The sequence below is a fragment of the Paenarthrobacter sp. YJN-5 genome (genome assembly GCF_015040095.1).
In the GTDB taxonomy this organism is placed as follows: domain Bacteria; phylum Actinomycetota; class Actinomycetes; order Actinomycetales; family Micrococcaceae; genus Arthrobacter; species Arthrobacter ureafaciens.
In genome coordinates this window covers 219,080-241,553 of record NZ_CP053545.1, presented here as the reverse complement: position 1 = coordinate 241,553, position 22,474 = coordinate 219,080, and the positions used below count along the sequence as shown (strand labels likewise).

The 22,474-nt window shown below is 65.5% G+C and carries 18 protein-coding genes and 1 pseudogene; 14 read left to right on the top strand and 5 right to left on the bottom strand.

All coding sequences use genetic code 11. The annotated features are described in order from the left end of the window. Nucleotides 1–90: 90 nt before the first annotated feature. Nucleotides 91–501 carry a hypothetical protein gene (locus HMI59_RS22675; protein ID WP_193593869.1) on the bottom strand — a complete coding sequence of 137 codons (411 nt, stop codon included), beginning with the start codon at nucleotides 499–501 and terminating at the stop codon, nucleotides 91–93. Between the two features lie 103 nt (nucleotides 502–604). Here HMI59_RS22675 and HMI59_RS22670 point away from each other — a divergent pair, with 103 nt between their 5' ends. From HMI59_RS22670 to HMI59_RS22605, 14 genes are all read left to right on the top strand, one after another. Continuing rightward, a complete protein-coding gene (locus HMI59_RS22670; RefSeq protein WP_193593868.1) occupies nucleotides 605–826 on the top strand; it encodes a hypothetical protein in 222 nt (73 codons plus the stop codon). Nucleotides 827–915: 89 nt separating this feature from the next. Continuing rightward, complete coding sequence (locus HMI59_RS22665; protein ID WP_227471661.1) at nucleotides 916–1,836, top strand: hypothetical protein; 921 nt, start codon at nucleotides 916–918, stop codon at nucleotides 1,834–1,836. A gap of 39 nt (nucleotides 1,837–1,875) precedes the next feature. Then, the gene (locus tag HMI59_RS22660; RefSeq protein ID WP_193593867.1) at nucleotides 1,876–2,727 is read left to right on the top strand and encodes a hypothetical protein; all 852 of its coding nucleotides are present in this window, start codon (nucleotides 1,876–1,878) and stop codon (nucleotides 2,725–2,727) included. 256 nt (nucleotides 2,728–2,983) lie between these two features. Next, complete coding sequence (locus tag HMI59_RS22655) at nucleotides 2,984–3,808, top strand: hypothetical protein (RefSeq protein WP_227471660.1); 825 nt, start codon at nucleotides 2,984–2,986, stop codon at nucleotides 3,806–3,808. Next, on the top strand, nucleotides 3,801–5,093 hold the full coding sequence (locus HMI59_RS22650; RefSeq protein ID WP_193593866.1) for a GspE/PulE family protein: 1,293 nt from the start codon (nucleotides 3,801–3,803) through the stop codon (nucleotides 5,091–5,093). Before HMI59_RS22655 ends, HMI59_RS22650 begins: the two co-directional genes overlap by 8 nt. Beyond that, nucleotides 5,086–6,312, top strand: coding sequence for a type IV pilus twitching motility protein PilT (locus HMI59_RS22645; protein ID WP_193593865.1), 1,227 nt, complete (start codon nucleotides 5,086–5,088; stop codon nucleotides 6,310–6,312). Before HMI59_RS22650 ends, HMI59_RS22645 begins: the two co-directional genes overlap by 8 nt. Beyond that, nucleotides 6,309–7,673 (top strand): type II secretion system F family protein, encoded by a 1,365-nt coding sequence (locus HMI59_RS22640; protein WP_193593864.1) that lies wholly within the window; start codon nucleotides 6,309–6,311, stop codon nucleotides 7,671–7,673. The genes HMI59_RS22645 and HMI59_RS22640 overlap by 4 nt, the downstream gene beginning before the upstream one ends. Nucleotides 7,674–7,748: 75 nt before the next feature. After that, complete coding sequence (locus tag HMI59_RS22635) at nucleotides 7,749–8,471, top strand: prepilin peptidase (protein ID WP_193593863.1); 723 nt, start codon at nucleotides 7,749–7,751, stop codon at nucleotides 8,469–8,471. A 103-nt stretch (nucleotides 8,472–8,574) separates the two neighbouring features. Further along, nucleotides 8,575–14,169 (top strand): fibronectin type III domain-containing protein, encoded by a 5,595-nt coding sequence (locus HMI59_RS22630; protein ID WP_193593862.1) that lies wholly within the window; start codon nucleotides 8,575–8,577, stop codon nucleotides 14,167–14,169. 210 nt (nucleotides 14,170–14,379) lie between these two features. Further along, the gene (locus tag HMI59_RS22625) at nucleotides 14,380–14,907 is read left to right on the top strand and encodes a hypothetical protein (protein WP_193593861.1); all 528 of its coding nucleotides are present in this window, start codon (nucleotides 14,380–14,382) and stop codon (nucleotides 14,905–14,907) included. A 189-nt stretch (nucleotides 14,908–15,096) separates the two neighbouring features. Beyond that, a complete protein-coding gene (locus HMI59_RS22620) occupies nucleotides 15,097–15,627 on the top strand; it encodes a hypothetical protein (protein WP_193593860.1) in 531 nt (176 codons plus the stop codon). A gap of 126 nt (nucleotides 15,628–15,753) precedes the next feature. Further along, complete coding sequence (locus HMI59_RS22615; protein WP_193593859.1) at nucleotides 15,754–16,491, top strand: hypothetical protein; 738 nt, start codon at nucleotides 15,754–15,756, stop codon at nucleotides 16,489–16,491. Beyond that, nucleotides 16,488–18,218: a chromosome condensation regulator RCC1 gene (locus tag HMI59_RS22610; protein ID WP_193593858.1), complete on the top strand. Its 1,731-nt coding sequence runs from the start codon at nucleotides 16,488–16,490 to the stop codon at nucleotides 18,216–18,218. Before HMI59_RS22615 ends, HMI59_RS22610 begins: the two co-directional genes overlap by 4 nt. Continuing rightward, nucleotides 18,215–18,946: a hypothetical protein gene (locus tag HMI59_RS22605; protein ID WP_227471659.1), complete on the top strand. Its 732-nt coding sequence runs from the start codon at nucleotides 18,215–18,217 to the stop codon at nucleotides 18,944–18,946. The genes HMI59_RS22610 and HMI59_RS22605 overlap by 4 nt, the downstream gene beginning before the upstream one ends. 89 nt (nucleotides 18,947–19,035) lie before the next feature. On the opposite strand, the gene HMI59_RS22600 is transcribed toward HMI59_RS22605, so the two are convergent. From HMI59_RS22600 to HMI59_RS22585, 4 genes and pseudogenes are all read right to left on the bottom strand, one after another. Then, nucleotides 19,036–19,560: a hypothetical protein gene (locus HMI59_RS22600; protein WP_193593857.1), complete on the bottom strand. Its 525-nt coding sequence runs from the start codon at nucleotides 19,558–19,560 to the stop codon at nucleotides 19,036–19,038. A 51-nt stretch (nucleotides 19,561–19,611) separates the two neighbouring features. Beyond that, entirely contained in the window at nucleotides 19,612–20,031 is a 420-nt protein-coding gene (locus HMI59_RS26145) for a hypothetical protein (protein WP_370583598.1), read from the bottom strand. Between the two features lie 369 nt (nucleotides 20,032–20,400). Beyond that, nucleotides 20,401–21,090, bottom strand: a pseudogene (gene tmk / locus HMI59_RS22590) (dTMP kinase); the annotation flags it as partial. Nucleotides 21,091–21,223: 133 nt separating this feature from the next. Then, nucleotides 21,224–22,423 carry a hypothetical protein gene (locus tag HMI59_RS22585; RefSeq protein WP_193594393.1) on the bottom strand — a complete coding sequence of 400 codons (1,200 nt, stop codon included), beginning with the start codon at nucleotides 22,421–22,423 and terminating at the stop codon, nucleotides 21,224–21,226. Nucleotides 22,424–22,474: the final 51 nt, after the last annotated feature.

The following is a 22,474-nucleotide window of genomic DNA, read 5'->3' as shown; positions in this document are numbered from 1 at the left end:
TGATATTCGGTGTGCAAAGCGGGAACTGCAGTCGGCAGGAACCGATCCGGTACATGCCTCTAACCGGAAACATGCGTAGACATCCGCGGGTCAGGTGCCGCCGTTCGGCTGCAGCATTTCCCCGTCGCAGACCACGGTCCGTGGAAGGGTCACCGTGCACTCGACGCTTTTGCCGTTCACGATGGCGGCAAACGGCACGCCGTCCTTGATGCCCTGCTCAGCGATCGCCGACTGGACGCCGTATTCCTTGGACAGAGTCACCCAGACGGCCATGCTGTAGTTCCGGTCATGGGTGGCGAGGATGTTCACCAGCAGCGCCGATGTAACGATCCCCAGCAGCGCCGCCGCGGTGGCGGTCACCAGGGTCCGGCGCCACGCCTTTGTCCCCCGGTCGGCACGGGCGGTTCCCCGACCGGCCAGGAAGGCGGCATAGAAAAAGACACCAGCCGCGGCCACCAGGATGGCCACGATCGGAAAGACCGGGACGGGTGCCGGGATCATGCCGGTCCCCCGAAGAATTCCTGCTTCATGTCTGGCTCTATGCGGCCCGGACGCCGGCGGCCGGTTTCAGTCCCTCCGGAGTCTCTCACGTAGCGTTGATCCCATGGCATCCACCACTTCAGAAGGCACCCCCGCCCACGACCCTGTCTTCGAGCAGGCTCTGCTGTCCGTCGAGCTGGAGCTGATGCGTACCCCCTCCCTGGCCAAGCTGAACGGTGCCCGCCGACGCGAGATTTCCCGCGGCATCCTTGCCTCGCTGAGCGCCCTCGGTGTCCTCACCGGCATCAGCGCCCTGGAGAACCAGCCGCAGCTGCGCGCCGCCTGAGTGCACTGCCCGGCCACCTCGGCTTGGCGCTAAAAACCCCGTGGCATACAGTAAGTGGGTACTTTCAGCAGATACGGGCAGGGGCCATCGTGGCAAAACCGAAGGACCACATCCCGATGCCGGCGGCGCAGGCGAAGGCCCTGAAGGCCGCCTACACCGCATTCCGACAGGCCCTGGACCCGCAGGACCCGTGGGCCAACGGCCGCCTGGCCACGGTCGTCCGCGCCGCCGACGCCAGCGGCTGGTCACGTCGCACCACCGCAGCCGCCCTGGGGTTGTCCCGGGCCCGCGCGGACAAAATTGGTGCTTTTCCGGCCGCCGCCTCATACCGGATGCCCAAGTTTGAGCTGGGCGCCGTCTTCCCCGCATCCGCGGTCACCGCCTTCCGCAGGTTCGAGGACGAGGTGAGCATGCGCCGGATCCGCACCGAGCGGGCCCTCATTGCCACCATCCGGTCCGCCCACCACGTCGCCGGCTGGCCGTACACGGCACTGGCACCCCTGGTTGGCGCCAGTGCAGAACGCCTCCGCCAGATCGCAGAGATCGACCTGGATGTCAGCTCCGAGCCCGCCATCGCGTTTGCACCGTTCACCCGCGTGCTCAAGGAACGCAAGGAGCAGACGCCCCGGGCGACCCGGCCACTGACCGACGGTGAAGCGGAGCGGCTGGCCCGGCTCGCGGCGAAGGCCCGGAAAGCCACCAAGCATGTCGGCAAACGGCTGGGGCCCCACCCTGAACCGGAGCAGCTCAGGGAGCTGGAGTCCTCCCTGGAGGACCGGCTCGCCTCCGAGGAGCTCAGCGCACTGCTCATCAGCCTCAAAGAAGACAACGTCTCGTGGCTGGACCTGGATTCGGCCTGCGGCTACCGGCCTGGAAGCGCCCGCGCCCGGGCACTGCGTCACGGGTACGCCCGGACTCCCCCAAGCATGGCCCCGTACACGCCGACACCGGTGCCGGGCTGGCCCGCACTGATCCCTGTCTCTCAGTTGACAGATTCCGCCAGCGTGTAACGTGTCCTTCACCATGCCGTCCAGTGAAAGGTGTCAGCCATGGTTACCCCGCACACGGCGGCCGATCCCTGGGCGCAGCTGGCGGAACTACGGATCAAGGCCCACAACAGCGACGCCGACAGGGTCCTCTTCGCTACAGCCCTGCGCGACTTCCATAAGGCCGGCTGGACCTACCGCCAGTTAGGGAAGGCCAACGACGTCTCCCATGAGTACATCCGGCTAGCGATCCTGGACCTTCCCGACGACGCGCCGTCGTCCGCCGGTATCGAGGTCCCGGTCCGGCCGAAGCGCCTGGACGTCATTCCGTTGCGCGACCTGGACCCGGAGGTCACGAAGACACTGAAGAGCCGGCTCACGGAAGCCGTGGAAGCTGACTCTTCCGAGAAAACCCCGTCGGGGGTCAAGCCGGCGGTCGCCGACTACTTTGCGGCGCTGCACCGGGCCCACAGTGCCGGGTGGGACCCCTACTCTGTCGCCCACGCCCTCGGGTCGCACCCGAAGGCGATCTTCAAGTTCATCGCCCAGCAGGACCGGTACGGGGAAGGGCGTGCGCCCGACCTGCCTGGCGCCCCGCACCGGGAGGAGCCGACGCTCTGGAGGGCGAGCCGGCCGTCCCTTCCCCTGGTCCAGGTGCCGGAAGCGGATGCCCTCGAACTGCAGCGCCTCGAGAAGCATGCCTTTGTCGACCCGGTCGGCCACGCTGCCGAGACCAGCCGCTACCTGGCGCTGCTGGGTGCCTGGTATCTGCTGGGCGCCAACCGCGACGAGCTTCAGCGCGCCACCGGCCAAAACTGGGAGACAGTCCGCAAACGCCTCGTACGGGGCGGCTTCATGGCTGGCCAACCCCGGACGCCGCACTCCAAGGCCCCTCAGCCGAACACCGCAGAATAGACCGCCGGAATCCCGGTCGGAGCCGCACTGGCACCGGCCGGGATTTTTTGTGCCCAGAAGAGCGTGCCCCCTTGCCGGTGGGCGAAAGGCCCGTCAGCCCACGCGGTGCATAGGGACAGTTGTAAACCACCCATCAGGTATCGCCTTCGGGCAGGAGCTTCCGCAATTAGAAGGCCCCGGCCGCGCAACTTTCCTGCCACCTGACACCTCATGTCCGGGAATCTACGCATGTTCCTTGATGGGCCGGGGGGTGGCCGTGAAAGTTCGCCACATCGAAGGGAATGCATTGCCTGTCCTGACAACACCGGACGCACGGACGTCCGTCGCCGGCGGCGAATCCCCGGAGTTGCTGACGGTCCTGACATCCATGCCGATGTCCGACCCCGAGTACGGCGCCTGGTGGGACTCCGAAGACGGCCGTTGGCTGTACGCCGAGATCAGCGACCGGATCGGGGGGCCGCTGGCTGCGTCGCTTCGCAATAAGTACGGCGTCACCTACGAAGTAGCCGATGTCGCCAACACTGCGTTCACCGTCCTCCGCCAGGACTTCGTCCACGCCTACATCCTTCGCGCCGAAGATCCCTGGGCCTACCTGTCCCAGATGCTCAAGCGGGAAATGCTCTCCGCCGCCGGCGCCCACTTCCGTGTTGAACTCACCGACGACGCACTGTTCGCCTCCGACGTCCCGACACCCAGCCAGCCGCTCGTCACGGTCCAGGAAGCCGCCAGTCTCACCTACGACGCGCTGGCCCCTCTGATGCCGGCAGATCTTCGGGACAGCCTCAAGCATGCGATCCGGTACTTCGCCGAGCCTGGTGGCGTGAGGATGAGCCACCTCTACACCCACGCCACCACCGACGGTGAACTGACCAGCCTCGGCCTGGTCCGCGAAGAGATCCTTGCCATCGCCAATGCCGTCCTGGGCAGCCGGTCCGCCGGTGGTCAGAACTCCCTCATTGCAGCGTTCCTGCACGACCCGGCCTTTGACCCCCGCACATCCATCCTGCACCGCCGGGCGCTGACCAAGTTCCAGTCCCGCATCGCAGGTGCCGCAACCAAACAGGAGGCACTCGTTGGCTAGACGAGCCCTTGAAGCCCGCCGCACCTCGGAGTTTCCACGGCACCGGGCCGACTCCAAATTCGCCGACCGTTCCCTGCCGGTCGTGGCCTTGGCAGCCGGCGAACTGGACGCCGCCGGCACGGCACCCCAAGCCTCCGGTCCTACCCTCCAAGCCACCCCGGCCGCAGAGATCTCCCGCGAAGACCTCCCAGAGGACTACTTCCAGGAAGAACCCGACACCTCCACATGGCTTGAGGAGACCATCCAGCACTGCATGCAGATGGGCGCCTCCGACCTTCTGCTCAACTTCGACAACGCCAGCCTGATTCTGGAGGCCTCGGCCCGTGTGGACGGCCGGATGCGGCCCGTGCGCCAGGTGAAAGGCATCGACGGGCGCGTCATCATCGGCAAGTTCAAGGCCGAAGCGAAACTCGCCACGAGCGGCCGGTTCGCGCCCGAGGAGACCGTCTACATGGTCAAGGTCAACGATGAGCGCCGCAAGGCCCGCGTCGCTGCCTTCCGCACAGCCGACGGCGGTGACGCCATCGTGCTGCGCCTGCCCCCGTCCGGTGCGCTGCGCCGGCTCGAAGACCTGTCCTTCTCGCCGCTGAATCTGCAGCTGTTCTATGACCTGCTTGGCGCCGCAAACCGGATGATCATCATCGCCGGGCCCATGGGCTCAGGCAAGACCACCACTGCCCAAGGTGCCCTCATGCATGTCGCCATCCCGACCCGGACAGTCTGGACCGTTGAGGATCCGGTGGAACGCTCCCTGCCCGGCCTCATCCAGCTTGAAGTCGACGAGGACAACGGCGCCGGCTTCGACGCCCTGCTCCCGGCGCTGGTCCGATCTGACTACGACACGCTGTTCCTGGGCGAGATCCGTGACCAGGCCACCGCCGCGGCCGGCGTCCGACAAGCCAAGGCCGGCCGCCAGGTCATTACGACCATCCACGCCAACAACAACGTCACCGCCCTGCTGCGCCTCATTGACCTGGCCGTCGACTCGCCTCTGTCCGTCATGGACTCCGTCAAGGGCGTCGTCTCGCAGCGCCTGATCGGCAAGCTCAACCCGGATTGGGACGGCAGGAACCCCCTGACCAAGTACCGGGGCCGCGTCCCCATCCACGAAGTCCTGACCATCACGGACGAACTGACCGAGGCGATCATGACCAACCAGCCGCTCAGCCAGCTGCGGGCGCTGGCCGAAGACAACTCCATGAGCACCTTCGCGGCCGACGTCGAACGCCTGGTCAACGCAGGAATCACGGACGAAGAAGAAGCAAGGAGGGTCATTGGTGAATGATCTTATGACCCGGCGCGGACAGCGCGCCCTCGATTCCGCCGCGCCAGTGTTCGTGCCTCCGCCTGCAGCGGTCGAGGTGCCCTCCTCCGGACCTTTGCTGGTCAGCTCTTCGGTGTCGATCGCCCGCCTGCACGCCCTGATCGACAGCTGCGGAGACGAGCGCGTCTCCGACATGCACATCCACCCGAACAAGCCGGTCCGCCGCCTGCGCAGCGGCAAGCTCGTCAAGGACGAGGGTCCCGAGGGAGTCTTCACCGACGAGGACATCGCCGCCTGGCTGGTGGATGCAACCGAAGGCCGCCCCAACCCGCTGGAACCCCGCGGGCACACCTCCGTGGCGATGGCAACCGGCAGGTACCGGGTCCGCGGCACCTTCCGTAAGTCGCTGGCCGGCACCACCGTCACCTTCCGCCTGATTCCCACCGTCATCCCGGACGCCAACGACGTCGGGGTGCCCCAGATCATCCAGGAGCTGGTCCACCGGGACTCGGGCCTGATCATCATGGAAGGCCCGACCGGTTCCGGGAAGACCACCGCCATCGCCGGGCTCATCAAGAAGGTCAACACCGAATACGACAAGCACATCTACATGGTCGAGGACCCGACCGAATTCGTGCATGAGGAGATCGGGGCGACCTCCATCGTCCAGCGCCAGATCGGCTCGCACGCCTCCGACTACCCGACGGCGATCGAGGACGCCCTCCGGTCCAAGCCGAACGTCATCGTGATCGGCGAGCTGCTGAACGCGGCGACCGCGAAGGCCGCCCTGCACGCAGCCACCACCGGGCACCTCGTCATCACCACAGCCCACGCCGGATCCATCACCGAGGCCCTGGACTCCTTCATCGGCCAGTTCACCGCGGACGAGCAGCCCCAGGTCCGGTCCAGGCTGTCCCAGTCACTGCTGGCCATCATGGTCCAGAAGCTGGTCCCCGCAGTGGACGGCCGGCTGCAGGCCGCCCGGGAGGTCCTGGTCAACAACCTGAACTTCACCGAGCTGATCCGCGACGAAAAGGCCCACATGATCCGCGGCCAGATCGACGGGGACAAGGTCGCCGGCAAGCAACGCAGCTTCACCCTCGAAAGCAGCCTGCTCACCCTCGTGGCAGAAGGAAAAATCACCTGCGACGTCGCCATGGCAGCGGCCAAGGCACCTCAGGAGCTCGAAAAAGACCTGAAGCGCGCAGGACTCTACAAGGAACTGGGGCTGGCAGCATGAGCATAAACCTCGACGAGCAGGCACCGGTCCCGGCCGACACGTCCTTCGAAAGCTTCACCGAGGCATCCGCTGACGCCGCCCCGGCGCGCCGAGGCTGGGGCTTCAGGAAAGCAGGCCCGGCAGAACCGAAGGCGCCCAAGGAGCCGAAACAGGCCAAGGCCAGGAAGGAGAAGCCGGCAAAAGACTCCAAGGAAGCCAAGGCGGCGAAGAAGAAGGCCGGTAAGAAGGCCAAGAAGGGCGACCTGGGCTTCGACGAGAACGGCGTACCGCTCAAGAAGCCCGCCACTTTTGTCTGGTACAAGGGCAAGAAATCCAAGCCGGCGACAATTGCCCGGTCCCTGCGTGCCCTGACCATGGTGCTGCGCGTTGGCGAATCCGAGGCGCGCGCCCTGGAGATCGTCGGCGAGCAGTACCACAAGTTCGAGATCGGCCGGGCGTACGAGAACGCTGCCAAGACCATGCGCGAAGATGGCGCCGGGTTCAAGCAGGCGCTCATGGCCGAGGAAGTGCTGCCCCGCACCGTCCGCGAACTCATCGAGGCATCCCACACCTCGACGGCGCTGCAGAAAAACCTCCAGGTCGCTGCCACCCTGGTCGGAGAGTCGCAGAACGTGAAGAAGAAGCTGCTGATGAACCTCATCCAGCCAGGCTTCATGCTGGCGATGTGCATCGGTCTGCTTTTCGTGGCGGTGACCCTGATCATCCCAGGTTTCGTGGCCACCTTCGCTTCCCTGGGCGCTGAGACCCCGCCGATGACCCTGGTCATCCTGCAGGTCGCGGAGATCACCAAGTGGGTCCTTGGCAGCCTCATTGCCCTCGTCCTGATGTTCATGGGCTACTGGGTCACGCTCGGTCGCAGGTCCGAGAAGTTCAAGATCATGATGGACACCATCTCCATCCGCGTCTTCGCGATCGGACCCATCGTCCAGCTGGCCGCCACCAGCCGGCTCTTCCAGCTGCTGTCCGCGAACCTGGACACCGGCATCGGCGAGCCCGAGTCGCTCAAAAGTGCGGCCAACGGCTGCGGCAACGAGGCCCTGAAACACCACTGCATCACCCACTCCGACAAGATGCTCAGCGACGGGGTTCCACTGAAGGATTTCATCAAGACCAAACTCGTCCCCAGCGACGCCCGGAACCTGCTCAGTTCGGCGCCGTCGATCCGGCAGGAAATCGAGATCATGAACGAGCTCGCCCCGGAATACCGGAACGAAGCCAACGTGCAGCTCGAGACCCTGTCCAAGACCCTGGATCCGATCATCAACTACATGGTCTACGGCGTCGCCGGCCTGCTCATCATCGCCATCGTCCTGCCCATGTACGCCATCTACCCGGCCCTGATGAAGATGGGAGGCGGCTAAAGAGTCCCGCCAGCCGTCCACCCGCATAGACCTCATTGAGCCGGGCGCACCGGCAACCACAGATTGGACCCCGCTTTGACTACAGTTCTTGACGCAACCACTGTCACCGCCGACCCCGACGCCGCCCCCGAGACTGCTCCCCAGCAGGTCACCCCGGCCCCGGCCACCCCTGTCAACGACATTGCCGAGACCCCGGAACCCGAAGACACCGACCCCCATGAGGCGGGCCTGCGCGAACTCACGGGCCACGACTACCTGGTAGCCACCGTCTGGAGCATCGCCGGGGCCTTGGCCACAACCGTCATGTCTGTCCTGTTCCTGCCGGTGCATCTGATGGCCCTGACCTTCGTCCTGGGCGCGGGCCTTGGAATGCTCGGATACCTGGACCAGTGCACCCATCTGATCCGGAACAAGCACACCCTGGTGTTCGCCGCCGCGGCCGCCCTGCTGCTGACCGCCACCCAGATCCTCAGCCCCGCTGCCGCGATCCTCATCCCGGCACTCGTCGCGGCCGCGGTGACGTTCATCTTCATGCTGGGCCTGACTGTAGTGACCGGCTTCGCCGGCGGCGGGGACATCAAGCTCTCCCCCGTTCCCGCTGCTTTGCTCGCCGCCGTCTCCCCCATCGCAGCGATGATGTGGCTGCTGTTCACCTTCCTCCTCTGCCTGGTCGCGATGACCGCCGCGAAACTGAGCGGCAGCAAGCGGATGGAAGTCGCCATGGGGCCCTTCATGGCCGTCGGCGCAGTCCTGGCCCTGGGCGCCTACGGAATGCTCAGCCAGGTTCTCGGGATCTGACGAATCCGCCGTCAGGCCGCACACAGCATAGGGAGGGGGTGGTCCGGTTTTGCGCGGGCCGCCGCTTCTGTTGCTATAGCCACCCAGAGAAAGCTTGGAGACCTTGACCCGCACGCCGATGAAGACTGCCCTCAAAGGACGATCAGGCGCCTTTGACCTGCCCTCAATCATTACAGGCGTGGTCGTCGTCGCCCTGCTTACTGCAGGAGTGCTCGCAACCATCTTCGGGATCATCCCCTTCGCCCAAGACAACGGGACCCGGCAGGACATCTCCGCTGTCCGCACCGCCGAAGGCGTCGCTTTCGCCAAGGACGGCAAGTTCACCGACGTCCCCGGGCTGGTCGCCGCTGGCTATCTCTCCGGAAAGTCGGCGTCGGCGCAGCAGGACCCGTCAGTCGGGGACTACTACCTCCGTGTTGACTCCACTGAGAAGCTGAAAACCGTCGCCGGCGTCAACACCAAGGGTGACTGCTACATCGCGCTCGGCAAATCCGGCTCCGGAAAAATCTTCTGGGGCTCCGACAAGGCTTCGGACCCGCAGGTCCTGACCCCGACTGACAACCCGGGCTGCATCACCGCAGACCAGCTCAAAGCACTCGTTGCCTCCCTGGGCGGCTTCGAGGGCAAGTTCGCACCCCGCGACCCCGCCGTAACCGGCACCAGCACCGACGAAACCCGCGCGACATTCACTTGGGACGCCGTCGACACTGCCACCGGGTACAGAGTCGAATCCCGTATCAACGGACGCGCATGGACTGTCATCGACGAGAACCAGACCGCGACCACCTCGACTGTCACCGCGAACCCGAGCGACGTCATCGACATCCGTGTCACAGCCCGCAACACCGGAGGTGACTCCGGCTACGGAACCGCTACTGTCAAGCTGCCCGATGCGCTCATCGCCAACGGCGGCTTCGAAAACGGCCTGACCTCCTGGGCGGCGTCCGGAACAGCTGCAGCCTCTGCAACCACCCACACCGGCTTCGGTGCCGCCAGCCTGACCGCCAACGGCTCCACCAGCACCCTTTCCCAGTCGGTCAACGTGCCGGACAATTCCTTCTCCACCGTGACCTTCTGGGCCCGGGTTACTAACGTCTACAGCACCAACACCCGGTTCGAGATCCTCTCCCCGGCCGGGGCCGTGCTGGCAACGCCGTTCAGCAGCACCGGTACCGACGCCGGCTGGGTCCAGCGGACCGTTGACATGACCGACTACAAAGGCCAGAGCGTGACCTTGCGGTTTGTGCAGTCTTCCAACTACAACGGTTACACCGGCACGGCGCTCTTGGACGATGTGGTCCTGACCAGCACCCCGCCGGTCATCACAGATGCCCCCACCCGCGTCGGAGCCAGCGCCGTCGACCAGGGAGCCTCCATCGTGTGGGATGCTCCGTCCTCCCGCGCCGCAGCAATCACCGAATACACCGTCATTCCGTACCTGAATGGTGCAGCTCAGGCCCCGGTAAAGGTCACCGGCAACCCCGCGCCGGCTTCAGCTGACATTACGGGACTCACCGACGGGTCCAGCTATACCTTCACCGTCTCTGCGACCAACAGTGCAGGCACCTCCCCTGAGTCCGCCCCATCCGCGGCAGTGGTACCCGGCCCGGTTACGATCGCCAACGCCGGCTTCGAAGCCGGTCTGAAGTCGTGGACCACGACCGGCACCGTCCAGCCTTCCACCACCGCCCGCAATGGGATCCGAGCTGCAAGCCTGATCGCCAACGGCAGCACCAGCACTATGGCTCAGACGGTAAACGTGCCGGACAATTCCTTCTCCACCCTGACCTTCTGGGCACGGGCTACCAATGCCTACGGCACCAGCACGCGGCTCGAGATCGTCTCCCCGGCCGGGGCCGTACTGGCAACACCGTTGAGCGGCACCGGTACCGACGCCGACTGGGTCCAGCGGACCTTGGATATGACCGACTACAAGGGTCAGGCCGTGACCGTGCGGTTCGTGCAGGCCTCCAATGTCAACGGCTACACCGGAACGGCGCTCTACGACGACCTGACTCTGACCAGCGCCGCGCCGGTCATCACCGAGGCCCCGACCCGCGTCGTCGCTGGTGCGGACGAGACGTCCGCGTCCGTCTCCTGGACGGCGCCGGCATCGCGGGCCACAGCCATCACGGAATACACTGTCACCCCCTATCGTGATGGCAAGGCGCAGACGGTGGTGAAGGTCCCCGGAACGTCCACAAAAGCAACAGTCGGTGGCCTCGTACAGGGCAGCTCCTACACCTTCACGGTCACCGCGACCAACAGCGCGGGAACCTCTCCGGAGTCCGCCCCGTCAGCAGCCGTAACCCCTGTAGCGACCCTCATCAAGAATGCAGGCTTCGAGGCTGATCTTCAGTTCTGGACATCAGCGGGCACGACCGCGCCGTCCACCAGCTCCCGCACGGGCGTTGGGTCAGCCACCCTGACTTCCACCAACACCGTCCGTGAAAGCTCCATCGAGCAGTCCTTGAGCGTCCCTGCTGACATGTTCTCCAGTCTGGACTTCTGGTACCTGCACAACAACGGCGGCAATGCCAATGCCAACAAGACGGAGCTGCAGATCCTCACCCCTTCCGGGTCGCTGCTGGCCACGCCATTCACCGCCAGTGCGACCAACACCGCATGGGCGAAGGCCACCGTTGACCTGACTGATTACAAGGGCCAGACCGTGGTCCTGAAATTCGTCGAGCACAACAACGCCTACCTCCAGACCGGCACCCTCACCGTCGACGACCTGGTCCTCACCGTCACCCCGCCGGTCATCACTGCCGCCCCGACCCGTGTCGGGGCTACCGCCGACGACACCACGGCGTCTCTCGCCTGGGCCGCCCCGTCCTCCCGAGCCACAAATATCACCTCGTACACCGTCACCCCGTACCTGAACGGCGCCGCCCAGGCACCGGTGACCGTCACCGGCAACCCGGCACCGACTACGGCCACTATCACGGGCCTGACCAATGGCGCCAGCTACACCTTCACTGTCAAGGCCACGAACAGCGCCGGAACCTCGGCGGAATCCACCCCGTCCGCAGCCGTCGTGCCCGGACCGGTCAAGATCGCCAACGCCGGGTTCGAGGCAGGCCTGAAATCCTGGACCAGTGCCGGCACCACCAGCGCTTCAGCCACCGCCCGCACCGGCTTTGGCTCGGCCACCATGACCGCGACGAACGCCATCCGCGACAGCACCATCGCCCAGTCCGTGAACGTCCCGGCTGACATGTTCTCCAGCTTGGACTTCTGGTACCAGCACAGCAACGGCGGCAACGGCGGCGCCAACTACACGGACCTGAAGATCCTTACCCCTGCCGGGGCCGTGCTGGCCACGCCGTTCACCGCCTCTGCCAACACCACCGACTGGGTGAAGGTGACCGTTGACCTGACCGACTACAAGGGCCAGACCGTGGTCCTGAAATTCGGTGAGCACAACAACAACTTCAGCCAGGTGGGCACCCTCATCCTGGATGACCTGGTCTTCAACTCCACTCCGCCGGTCATCACCGCAGCCCCAACCCGTGTCGGTGCCACCGCGGACGACACCACGGCGTCCCTGGCCTGGGCCGCCCCGTCCTCCCGAGCCACGAACATCACCTCGTACACCGTCACCCCCTACCTGAACGGCGTCGCGCAGGCGCCCGTCACCATCACCGGCAACCCCGCACCGACCACGACCACTATCACCGGCCTGACCAACGGCGCCAGCTACACCTTCACCGTCAAGGCCACGAACAGCGCCGGAACCTCGGCGGAATCCACCCCGTCCGCAGCCGTCGTGCCCGGACCGGTCAAGATCGCCAACGCCGGGTTCGAGGCAGGCCTGAAATCCTGGACCAGTGCCGGCACCACCAGCGCTTCAGCCACCGCCCGCACCGGCTTCGGATCCGCGGTTGTGAGTGCGACGAACACCGCCGTGCAAGACAGCTCGATCGCCCAGTCCGTCAATGTCCCGGCGGACATGTTCTCCAGCCTGGACTTCTGGTACCAGCACAACAACGGCGGCAACAGCGGCGCCAACTACACGGACCTGAAGATCCTCACCCCTGCCGGTGCCGTACTGGCCACGCCGTTCACCGCCTCTGCCAACACCACCGACTGGGCGAAGGTGACCGTTGACCTGACCGACTACAAGGGCCAGACCGTGGTCCTGAAATTCGGTGAGCACAACAACAACTACAGCCAGGTGGGCACCCTCATCCTGGATGACCTGGTCTTCAACTCCACTCCGCCGGTCATCACCGCAGCCCCAACCCGTGTCGGTGCCACAGCCGATGACACCACGGCGTCCCTGGCCTGGGCCGCCCCGACCTCCCGCGCTGCCACCATCACGTCCTACATGGTGACGCCCTACAAGGACGGCGTCGCGCAGGCGCCCGTCACCATCACCGGCAACCCTGCCCCGGCCACGGCAACCCTGACCGGACTGACCAACGGCGCCAGCTACACCTTCACCGTTGCAGCAGGAAACATCGCCGGTACCTCCCCCGCTTCGGTCCCGTCCGCAGCCGTCGTTCCAGGACCCGTCAAGATCGCCAACGCAGGCTTCGAAGCAGGCCTGAAGTCCTGGACCAGCACCGGCACCACCAGCGCCTCGGCGACCGCCCGCACCGGCTTCGGATCCGCGAACCTGACCGGCACTAACGCCGTCCGTGACAGCTCGATCTCACAGTCCGTCAACGTCCCGGCCAACATGACTTCCACCGTCGACTTCTACTACATCGCCACGAACAACAGCTCCGCCTACAACCGCACCGAACTGCAGATCCTCTCCACAACGGGGACCCTGCTGGCAACACCGTTCAGCGTTTCAGGGGACACCAACGCCTGGACCAAGGCATCTGTGGACCTGACCGGGTACCAGGGCCAGACCGTGGTGCTGAAATTCAACCAGCACAACAACGGCTACGCTTCCTACCCTGGAACGTCGACGATCGACGACATTGCCATGACCATCACCCCCGCGGCCGCACCTGCGGCGCCGACGAGCGTGACCGGGGCACCGGGCTCCACATCCGCCTACGTCAGCTGGACAGCCCCCGCCTCACCGGGATCAACCATCACCAGCTACACCGTGACTCCCTACAGCGGTGGGACCGCACTGGCCCCTGTCAAGGTCACCGGCAACCCTGCTGCTACGAGTGCAGTCGTTTCGGGGCTCACCAACGGCTCGACCTACACGTTCACGGTTTCCGCCACGAACGGTGTTGGCAGCTCTCCGGACTCTGCTTCCTCCGCGCCAGTAACGACAGGCAACCAGACCCTGTCAAACGGCGGCTTCGAATCCGGGCTCGCACAATGGACAACCGGCGGCGCCCCCGTTCCGACCGTTTCGACAACCGCCCACAGCGGAGCGAACGCCGTATTGCTCGGCAACGCGAACTCGGCTACAAGCAGCATCGCCCAGACCGTCTTCGTTCCGAACACTACAGCGCCGACCCTGACGTACTGGTTCAAGGCGTCATCGGGCGAGAGCGGATGCAGTTACGACTTCTTGAAGGTCGAGGCGAGGACAGCCCCGGGAACACCAGGTACGAACATCAAAACGACCGGCCTCTGCACAAGCCTCGGCACGGCCTGGAACAGCGTCTCTCTGCCTCTGACTGCGTACAAGGGACAGTGGATCACCCTCTGGTTCAACGTCAGCACCGACGGAAGCGGACCCAGCTCCGCCATCCTCGACGACATCGCAATCGCCCCGTAGCTGCCGGTGCCGGGAGACCAGATAAGACGGGTCTCCCGGCACACCGGACTCAGGTCACCGACAGCAGAAAGAGCGCCCGAATATTTTGAAGAAATTCTCCGGTTTTTGCGCGGAAGCCCACTTCTGTATGTGAGCCCGAAATTTGGATTCACCGCTGGCCTCCTTGGGGGAAGGCCGGCAGCCACAAATTCTTCACAGAACGGAAACACCATGACTGCTTTCTCCCGCATCGAAGCTTCGAAGTCCGCCGCCTCCGTCCGCGTAGCTGACGCGTTCAAGAATGAAGCAGGTGCCTTCGATCTGCCCTCGATCCTCGTCGGCGTTGTCGTCGTCGGCGTCCTGACCGCAGGCGTGCTCGCGTCCATCTTCGGAGTCATCCCGTTCGCCCAGGACAAGGGCGCGCAGCAGGACCTCGGCGCCATCACGACCGCCGAAGGCGTCTACAAGGCACAGACGACCGAAGGCCGCAGCTACGCTGCTGACCTCGCAGGCCTCCAGGGCGCCAACCTGGTGGGCACCGGCATCACCAACGTTGCCGCTGCCGGTGACAACGACGAGTGGGCTGCCGTGTCCAAGTCCAACTCCGGCAAGTTCTTCGCCGTGAGCTCCAAGAACACGACCCCGGTCGAGGTTACCTCTGCTGCCACCGGCGCCGATGACGCTGCGAAGCTCACCGCCGCACTGGGCTCCGTGATCGACAGCGCCAAGCTGAACACCGGTACCGCTGCACTGAAGTAAGCCTTCACCGCGGAAAAGGCCGCCCGGACTGTCCGGGCGGCCTCTTTCGTGCCCGGAGATTATTTCAGGAAAACATCCAATTTCTGCGCGGTGAACCACTTCTGTATGTGAGCCCGAAGAAAGGCTAAACGGGACATCCCGGGAGGCCGGCCTCACCCCAACTTTTTCCTTCACAGAAACGGAAATACCTTGACCCAGGCTTTCTCCCGCATCGAAGCATCGAAGTCCGCCGCATCCGTCCGCGTAGCTGACGCGTTCAAGAATGAAGCCGGTGCCTTCGATCTGCCCTCGATCCTCGTCGGCGTTGTCGTCGTCGGCGTCCTGACGGCAGGCGTGCTCGCCTCCATCTTTGGCGTCATCCCGTTCGCCCAGGACAAGGGCGCGCAGCAGGACCTCGGCGCCATCACGACAGCGCAGGGTGTGTACAAGGCGCAGACGACCGAAGGCCGCAGCTACGCCGCTGACCTTGCCGCCATCAAGACGGCCAACTTGGTCGGCCAGGACGTCAGCAACATCGCTGCTGCCGGTGATAACGACGAGTGGGCTGCCGTGTCCAAGTCCAACTCCGGCAAGTTCTTCGCTGTGACCTCAAAGAACACGACACCGGTCGAGGTTACCTCTGCTGCCGTGGGTGCAGACGACACAGCCAAGCTCACCGCTGCCTTGGCTTCCAAGTTCGACACCAGCAAGGCCAACACAGCCTCCGCTGCACTGAAGTAAGCCTTCACCTCTGGTGGGCCGTCCGGACAATCCGGGCGGCCCATCGTTGTTTCACCTCGCAGCGGTGAGACTAACCGCCGCTGCCGCACACATAGCCGGGATGCCGACCCTGCCGAAAGGAACTGCGTGAAGAAACTGATGAAGCTTCTGGGTTCACAGCGCGGCGACCTGTTCATCGACTCGATGTTCGGGGCGGTCATCATCGCAGTCATCATGGCAGCTGCCGGGTCGGTGCTGATGGCGGCAACGACCGCGGCAACCGGCAACGACGCCACGACCACCCGCAGCATCCTGCTCAACACGGTACTCAGCGACGAAAAACCGAACCTGGCCAACTACTCGGCGTCACCGCGGAGCATCTCCCGTACCGCCAACGGGGACACCGTCTCCATCGCCATGTGGCGCGAAGACCCATCCCCGGGAATCTCTGTTCTGAACGCCGCCACGAAGAAGCCGTCCATAGCCGCCGGGTCCGCCGACTGCGCAGGAGCCGAGCGCCTGGACACCTCCAAGTGCCTGGCCTCCCGCACCGTCGTCACCACCAGCAACGCCGGAGTGAGCATCCAGCAGGTGACCATGACCGAGGGCACCGCCGGCGCGCTGAAGGATTTCACGGCGCCGGCTGGGGCGACCGAGCTGCGCTACCTCTTCAAGGTCACCGACGCTTCAGCGGATTCCACCGTCACGTTCGGCAACCGGGACCACCCCGAGGTAAAGCACGCCATGAAGATCCCCGCCGGCGAAACGGGCTACTTCTACGGCCGCATCCTGGTCAACGCCGGCAGCAAGCTCTATCTGCAGTCATCCGGGCCGGCCGCCGTCGATCCCGCCAGCATCACGATCTATGAGGCACCGAAGCCATGACCTTCCTCCGCCGGCTACGCCGGACAACCCAGACCCGTCTGGCGAACGAACACGGTTCTGTCGCCGGCTCGGTAGCCTTCACGGTGTTCACCGCAATGATGCTCATCGCCGTCGTCGCTTCCGTGGTTGCCTCCCTGGGCACTGCCACCACAATGAACAACTCGAGCGCGGTCAACCTCGGCTCCGCCCAGCTGCAGGACTCCTATCTGAACGCCGTCATCCGCGGAACCGCTGCCCCCACGGGCCGGACCTGCACCGGGGTCATCTGCTCGGAGATCACCGGCACCAGCGACAGCGGCGGCATCCTCAGCCTCAGCATCGAAGGACAGGCCGGAGACAAGCAGGCCACGACGCGGATCCGCACCCTGCGCCAGATCACGCCGACAATGATCACCGGCTACGACTCCCTGGGCAACCCGGTCTGGGCCAGCCAGTCCGACACCACCCCGTACAGGTTCACCAGTCTCACCTCCCGCGGCAACTCCAGCTGCGCCCTCGACACCGACAGAGCTGCCTGGTGCTGGGGAGCGAACGACCAGGGTCAGCTCGGCGACGGGACCACCACCAACCGCCCGGCACCGGTCAAAGTCCAGGGCACCGCCAAGTTCACCGCACTGGCCAGCGCTGCCGGAAACACGTTCTGCGGCCTCGCTGACGACGGCAAGGCTTGGTGCTGGGGCGACAACGCCGCCGGCCAGCTCGGGACCGGCAGCGCCGCCGTCGGCACCGACTCCCCCGTCCCGGTCAACCCGGCAGGGGACCACACGTTCACAGCCCTCTTCACCGGACCCACCACGACCTGCGGCACCGACGCTGACAAGAAGACCTGGTGCTGGGGCGCGAACCCCGGCAACGGGACACCTGACGCCGCCCCGGAGCCAGTCGCCGTCGCTGGAGCCCACGACTTCACGTCCATGACATTGGATGCCAGCACCGCGTGCGGCCTCGATTCCGGCGGCAGAATCTTCTGCTGGACAGCAGCCGACTCCGGCCGCACCGGAGTTGACCCTGCACCGGCCACGGGAACACCCGTTGAGGTGGCCGGCGGGCGCACCTACACCTCGGTCGCCGCCGCCAACGAAGACCGCACCGGAACGCCCTCCCTGGTCTGCGCAATCGACTCCGCAGCCAAAGCCTGGTGCTGGGGTACGAACGGATCCGGCCAGCTCGGCAACGGCACCACCAGCGAATCCCTGGTTCCGGCCGCCGTCACAGGCGGCCACAACTTCAAAGCCCTGACCGTTTCCCCGTCCGCGGTCTGCGGCGTCGACACGTCCAGCCATGTCTGGTGCTGGGGCGACAACTCTTCAGGGCAGCTCGGCAACGGATCCACCGAAGCCGCGAAGGACCCTGCCGCGGTCGATCCCGGAACAACCTATACGGCCATTACCGCCGCGACGGCCAACGGGAAGACTTTCTGCGCCCTGATCACCGACGGCACCGCAAAATGCTGGGGTGAGAACAGCTTCAGGCAGGCCAAGGAAGGCTCCACAGCGCCCGTCACCTCCCCGACTCCCATGGGCGCCTTCAAGGGGCTCAGGAGCCTCTCCACGGGCGCTGCCTTCTCCTGCGTCACCGACACGCGGAACGAAGCATCGTGCTGGGGCCACAACGACGCCGGCCAGACCGGCAGCGGGACCGCAACCCCAGTGAGCGAACCCCTGCCGGCGGCGCGGAAAGACTACGCACCCTCGAAATTCACCGGATTCCTGAAAGGCGGGAAATGATGCTGCGCCGCACTCGTCAACATCTCCTGAATGAGTCCGGCAACTTCATGGTCTCCACCCTCATCGGGTCCCTCGTGATGATGGTCGTGATCGGGGCCATCGCCGCCGGCGTCCTGGGCATCGCCCTGTTCCATGAGGCGATTACCAAGAAGTCGGATGTGACCAAAGAAGCGGCCATGGCGGATTCCACACTGCGCTCGGACATCCTGTGGGCCTCCTCCATCACGGCCACCGACAGCAAGAAGGTCCAACTCACGGTGCCAGGCCAGAACGGCACCTGCCGGGACGCGACCTGGACGATCAGCGCCAGCGCCGAAGGCAAGACCACTGTTGATGTCACCGTCGTCAACTACCCCTCCGTGGACGCCACAGTGAACCCGGTCCGGTGCTCCGGTGAGGGATCTGCACCGTCGACACAGACCATGATCGCCGACGCCAGTCCGGACAGTACGTTCGCCTACGCCAACGCCGGCGGCCGCGGCCTGAGCTTTACAGCGGGGACAGGGACCCTGGATGGTCCGGCAGCTGCACCGGCCGGAGTCCCGGCCAAGGCCTGGGCATCACCGAAGCTGTCTGCGGTCGCCCTGAACACTGCAGTGGCCAGCTCCACCGACCGGAAGGCCTCCTACCGGTTCGCCCAGACAGCAGACAATCTCAGTGTCGTCCAGGAAGCAGCGGACGCACCCTCGCACTTCGTTCCTGAAGGGGACCTCACGGCGCTGCCCTGACACTCGTCCGCCCAGACCAGTTGGGGGTGGACAGACGGCAAAGCCCCCGGCAGCTGGACGCGGCCGGGGGCTTCTTGGTGCTTCGGGGTCTAGCTCTCGTTGACGAAGAGCTCCACGATGCCGATGTCCGAGAGTGTCTGCAGGAACGTCGTCTCGGTGAACGGGTCGACCCACAGGACGTTGCCGGACGGCTTCGTGGCGGTGGCGTAGGGGGCGTATTCGGTGGCGACCAGCACCAGCGGAACGTCCTTGTTGGTCCATTCGGCGATCTCGTCAATCTTCTCGGACCGGTCGGTGAAGATTGCCGTCAGGACGTCTTCGGACTGTGTGGACGGGTCGAAGGTGCCTTGCTCCGCGGCGTGGGCCGCCAGAACCTGCTGGAGAGCGTTGGCGATCTGCACTGAGGTGCGGTAACGGGCGTACAGCGCCTCAGTGTCGCCTTCCTCGGTCTCGGGCAGGTCGGCGTAGCCTTCGATCAGCTCAGCCGTCAGTTCCGTGCGGGTCTCGGCCAGGACGGCCTTGTCCTCCCATGCCAGGACGAACGGGAAGGGTGTACCGTCTTCTCGGACGGGCAGGGTTTCGGGCAGTGCGCCTTCGAGGGTGATGGATGCCATGGTGTTGATTCTCCTTGATGAACGTTTACGGGGCCGAGCTTCTGGGAGGCTCTATGCGGCTGCCAGGACGGCGGGTGTCACTTTCAGCACATCGTCGAGGGCGTCGGCCAGCTCGTCGATAGTGCCGCCGTTGCTGACCGTGTGTCCGATGTACTTCCGGTCGATGCCGGCCTCGGAGACATGGCCGTTGACGGCGGAGATCCCGGGGCGGGTGATTTCGATGATGGTGCCGCCGTTTTCGGTGATCCATGCGGCCTCGTCGTTGAACCGGACATCGGTGACGACCACGGCTGCTGGGTGTTCCTCGGCGACCCGGCGGGCCAGCAGCTGGACCCAGATGTCCTGGCCGAAGTTCTCCCGGCAGACCTCGGTGGCGTACACCTGGAGGAGCCGGCGGACCTCGGGGCCGTGGAAGCGGTGGTATTTGGCCAGCTCCCAGTCTCCGCCGAGCGAGTCCAGCAGGGTGCGCATGGAGACGTCGCCGTCCAGGAACGGATCCAGGGTCAGCAGGTCGTCGCGAAGGTCCTCGATACTGCGGTCGACGTCGCCGAAGACGCCGCGGACCAGCTCGTCCCGGTAAACGGCCAGGGTCCGCTTGAACTCCGGGCCGTAAACGCGGTGGTTTTCGACCTCTTCCCAGGAATAGTCGTAGTCGTTGATGAGCATTGACGGGGTGACGGTGCCGTTGAGGCGGACGTCCAAAAGGTAGGCGTGTTCCTTCATCGGCTCACCGAAGGAGTACCGGGTGTAGCCGTGGCCGCCGATGAGGTGGGTGCCGGCGGTGTCCTTGCCGACGTGTGCAACACCGGTGACGCCGACGAAAGCCGCACCAAGGCTGGTGTTCGTCGCTGCCGGTGCCTGCAGGAGGGACAGCACCCGGTCCAGCACCTGCCCGGCGAGTTCGTCGATGCTGGCCTCTGCCGGAAGCACGAGGTACTTCTCCGGGTGCAGCGCGGCCTGTTCGAGGAACGCGGCGCGGATTCGGGCATGGAAGTCGTCATCCTCGGATTCGATCCGGTCCTCCGTGGCGTTGCCTGCGGTGCGGCGGAGGCGGGCCATCGCCGGGTTGACGTCGATCAGGACGGTCAGGTCCGGCAGCAGGCCCCCGGTGGCCCAGCTGTTGAGGTCCCGCACCGCCCCCGTGCCGAGGCCCCGCCCCACGCCCTGGTAGGCGACGGAGGAGTCGATGAACCTGTCGGAGATGACGATCTCACCACGGTCCAGGGCCGGGCGGATCTTCTGGTCCACGTGATCGGCGCGGGACGCGGAAAAGAGGAGGGCTTCGGTGTGGGCCGACATGTGCCCGTACTGGTCATCCAGGATGAGCGACCTGACCTTCTCACCCAGTGGGGTTCCGCCGGCCTCGCGGGTGCGCACCACGGTGAAGCCGCGTGCTTCCAGGGCATCGGTCAGCCGGCCCACTTGGGTGGACTTGCCGGCGCCGTCGCCTCCTTCGAAGGCTACGAAGAGCCCGGTCTGCTTCACCTGGGTGTTTCCTCGGCCTGTACTGCGGATGTCTGTGATGTTCATGGTTCCTTCCAAAGCTGCCGTTCGGTCACCGTTCCTATGCGGCGGTCCGGAGTGCGGGTGTCGTCTTTCTGATCCGTGCCATGCGAAAGCCCCTCCATCCGGTTGTCAGATGAAGGGGCTTTCGTCGGGTCCCTCAGAAGCCTTCGGAGTCGGCGCTTTTCAGGTGCGCAGCCAGGGCGGCCGGGCCCGTGGCCGGCTGCTGCCTGCGCGGTGCCGGGAAGCCGGTCTTCTTCAGCGGTACCGGCTGGGCACTCCGGGACGGGGCGGTGTTGACCGGTGCCGGGGCGGGCGCAACGTTGCTCACCGGGTTGACCCCGTGGGACCGGCTCGTGGCGACCGCCTCGGCGCGCTTGCGGGCGCGTTCAACGTGGGCCAGACCAATGCCGGATTCGGGCTTGTGGCCGCTCGGGCAGGTGTGCGAGACCAGGGATGAGAAGAAGTTGCGGCACTTCCCGCACTGTTCCACGCTGGTGCGCTGGTGGGCGCGGACAAGCTTGTTGAAGACCTGGCCGGGACGCTCCGAAGACTTCACGGCGTCAAAGAACTGCTTGGAGACCTTGTGGCCGTAGAGCTTGTCACCGATCCGGGTTGCCATCGTGTTGGTGTTCTCGTCGAAGCCGACCTCATCGATCCAGGACGAGGATACCGGCGACAGCGCGGCGCCCTTGGCGGCCTCCCGTTCCTTGCGGGCCTTCAGCAGGTCCGGGACCCTGGACAGCGCAGTGGTGACACGGCGGGACTCCAGGACGGCTGCGACCGCCTCGGCAACCTGCTCGCCGGCTGGGCCGCCGTTGCCGCCCAGGGTCGTGGTCTCCCAGGTGTGAGGGCCGGTCTTGGTGACCCGCACCCAGCCCTGAACGGGTGCGCCGCCCTTGAGGGAGACAGACACCGGCACGTCGAAGGTCGGGTTGCCGTTGTCGCCGGAGAAGCGCCGGATGGCCGTTGCCGACGGCATGCGCAGCTGGATGTCCTTGTTGCCGTAGTTCATCCGGTGGGTGCGCCGCTTGCCGGACATGGCCTGGCCGGAGTGCATGTGCGGGGTGTTGTCGTCCGGCATCTGCGGGTAGGACTTGCCTTCGGTGCGGTACTCGGCGGCCACAAAGTTGCGGTTCCACCATTCCTCGCGGTGCTCAGTCGTGGTGGGGGCGTTCATCGCCTGCATGGTGGCTGCCGGGACGAAGCCCTGGGCGCGGAGCAGTTCCCGTCGGACGGCCATGGCCTGGCGATGACGGGCGACGGCCAGGACTGCGCCGGGCTCGGCGTGGGCGTATGCGGCGTACTGACCGCCGACGGGAATGCCTTTGGGCTGGCGGGGCGTGGGATCGTTGCTCATACCCACCCTGTGTGCGGCTGCAGCCCCGCAGTGACAGGCTGCGCGTAAGAC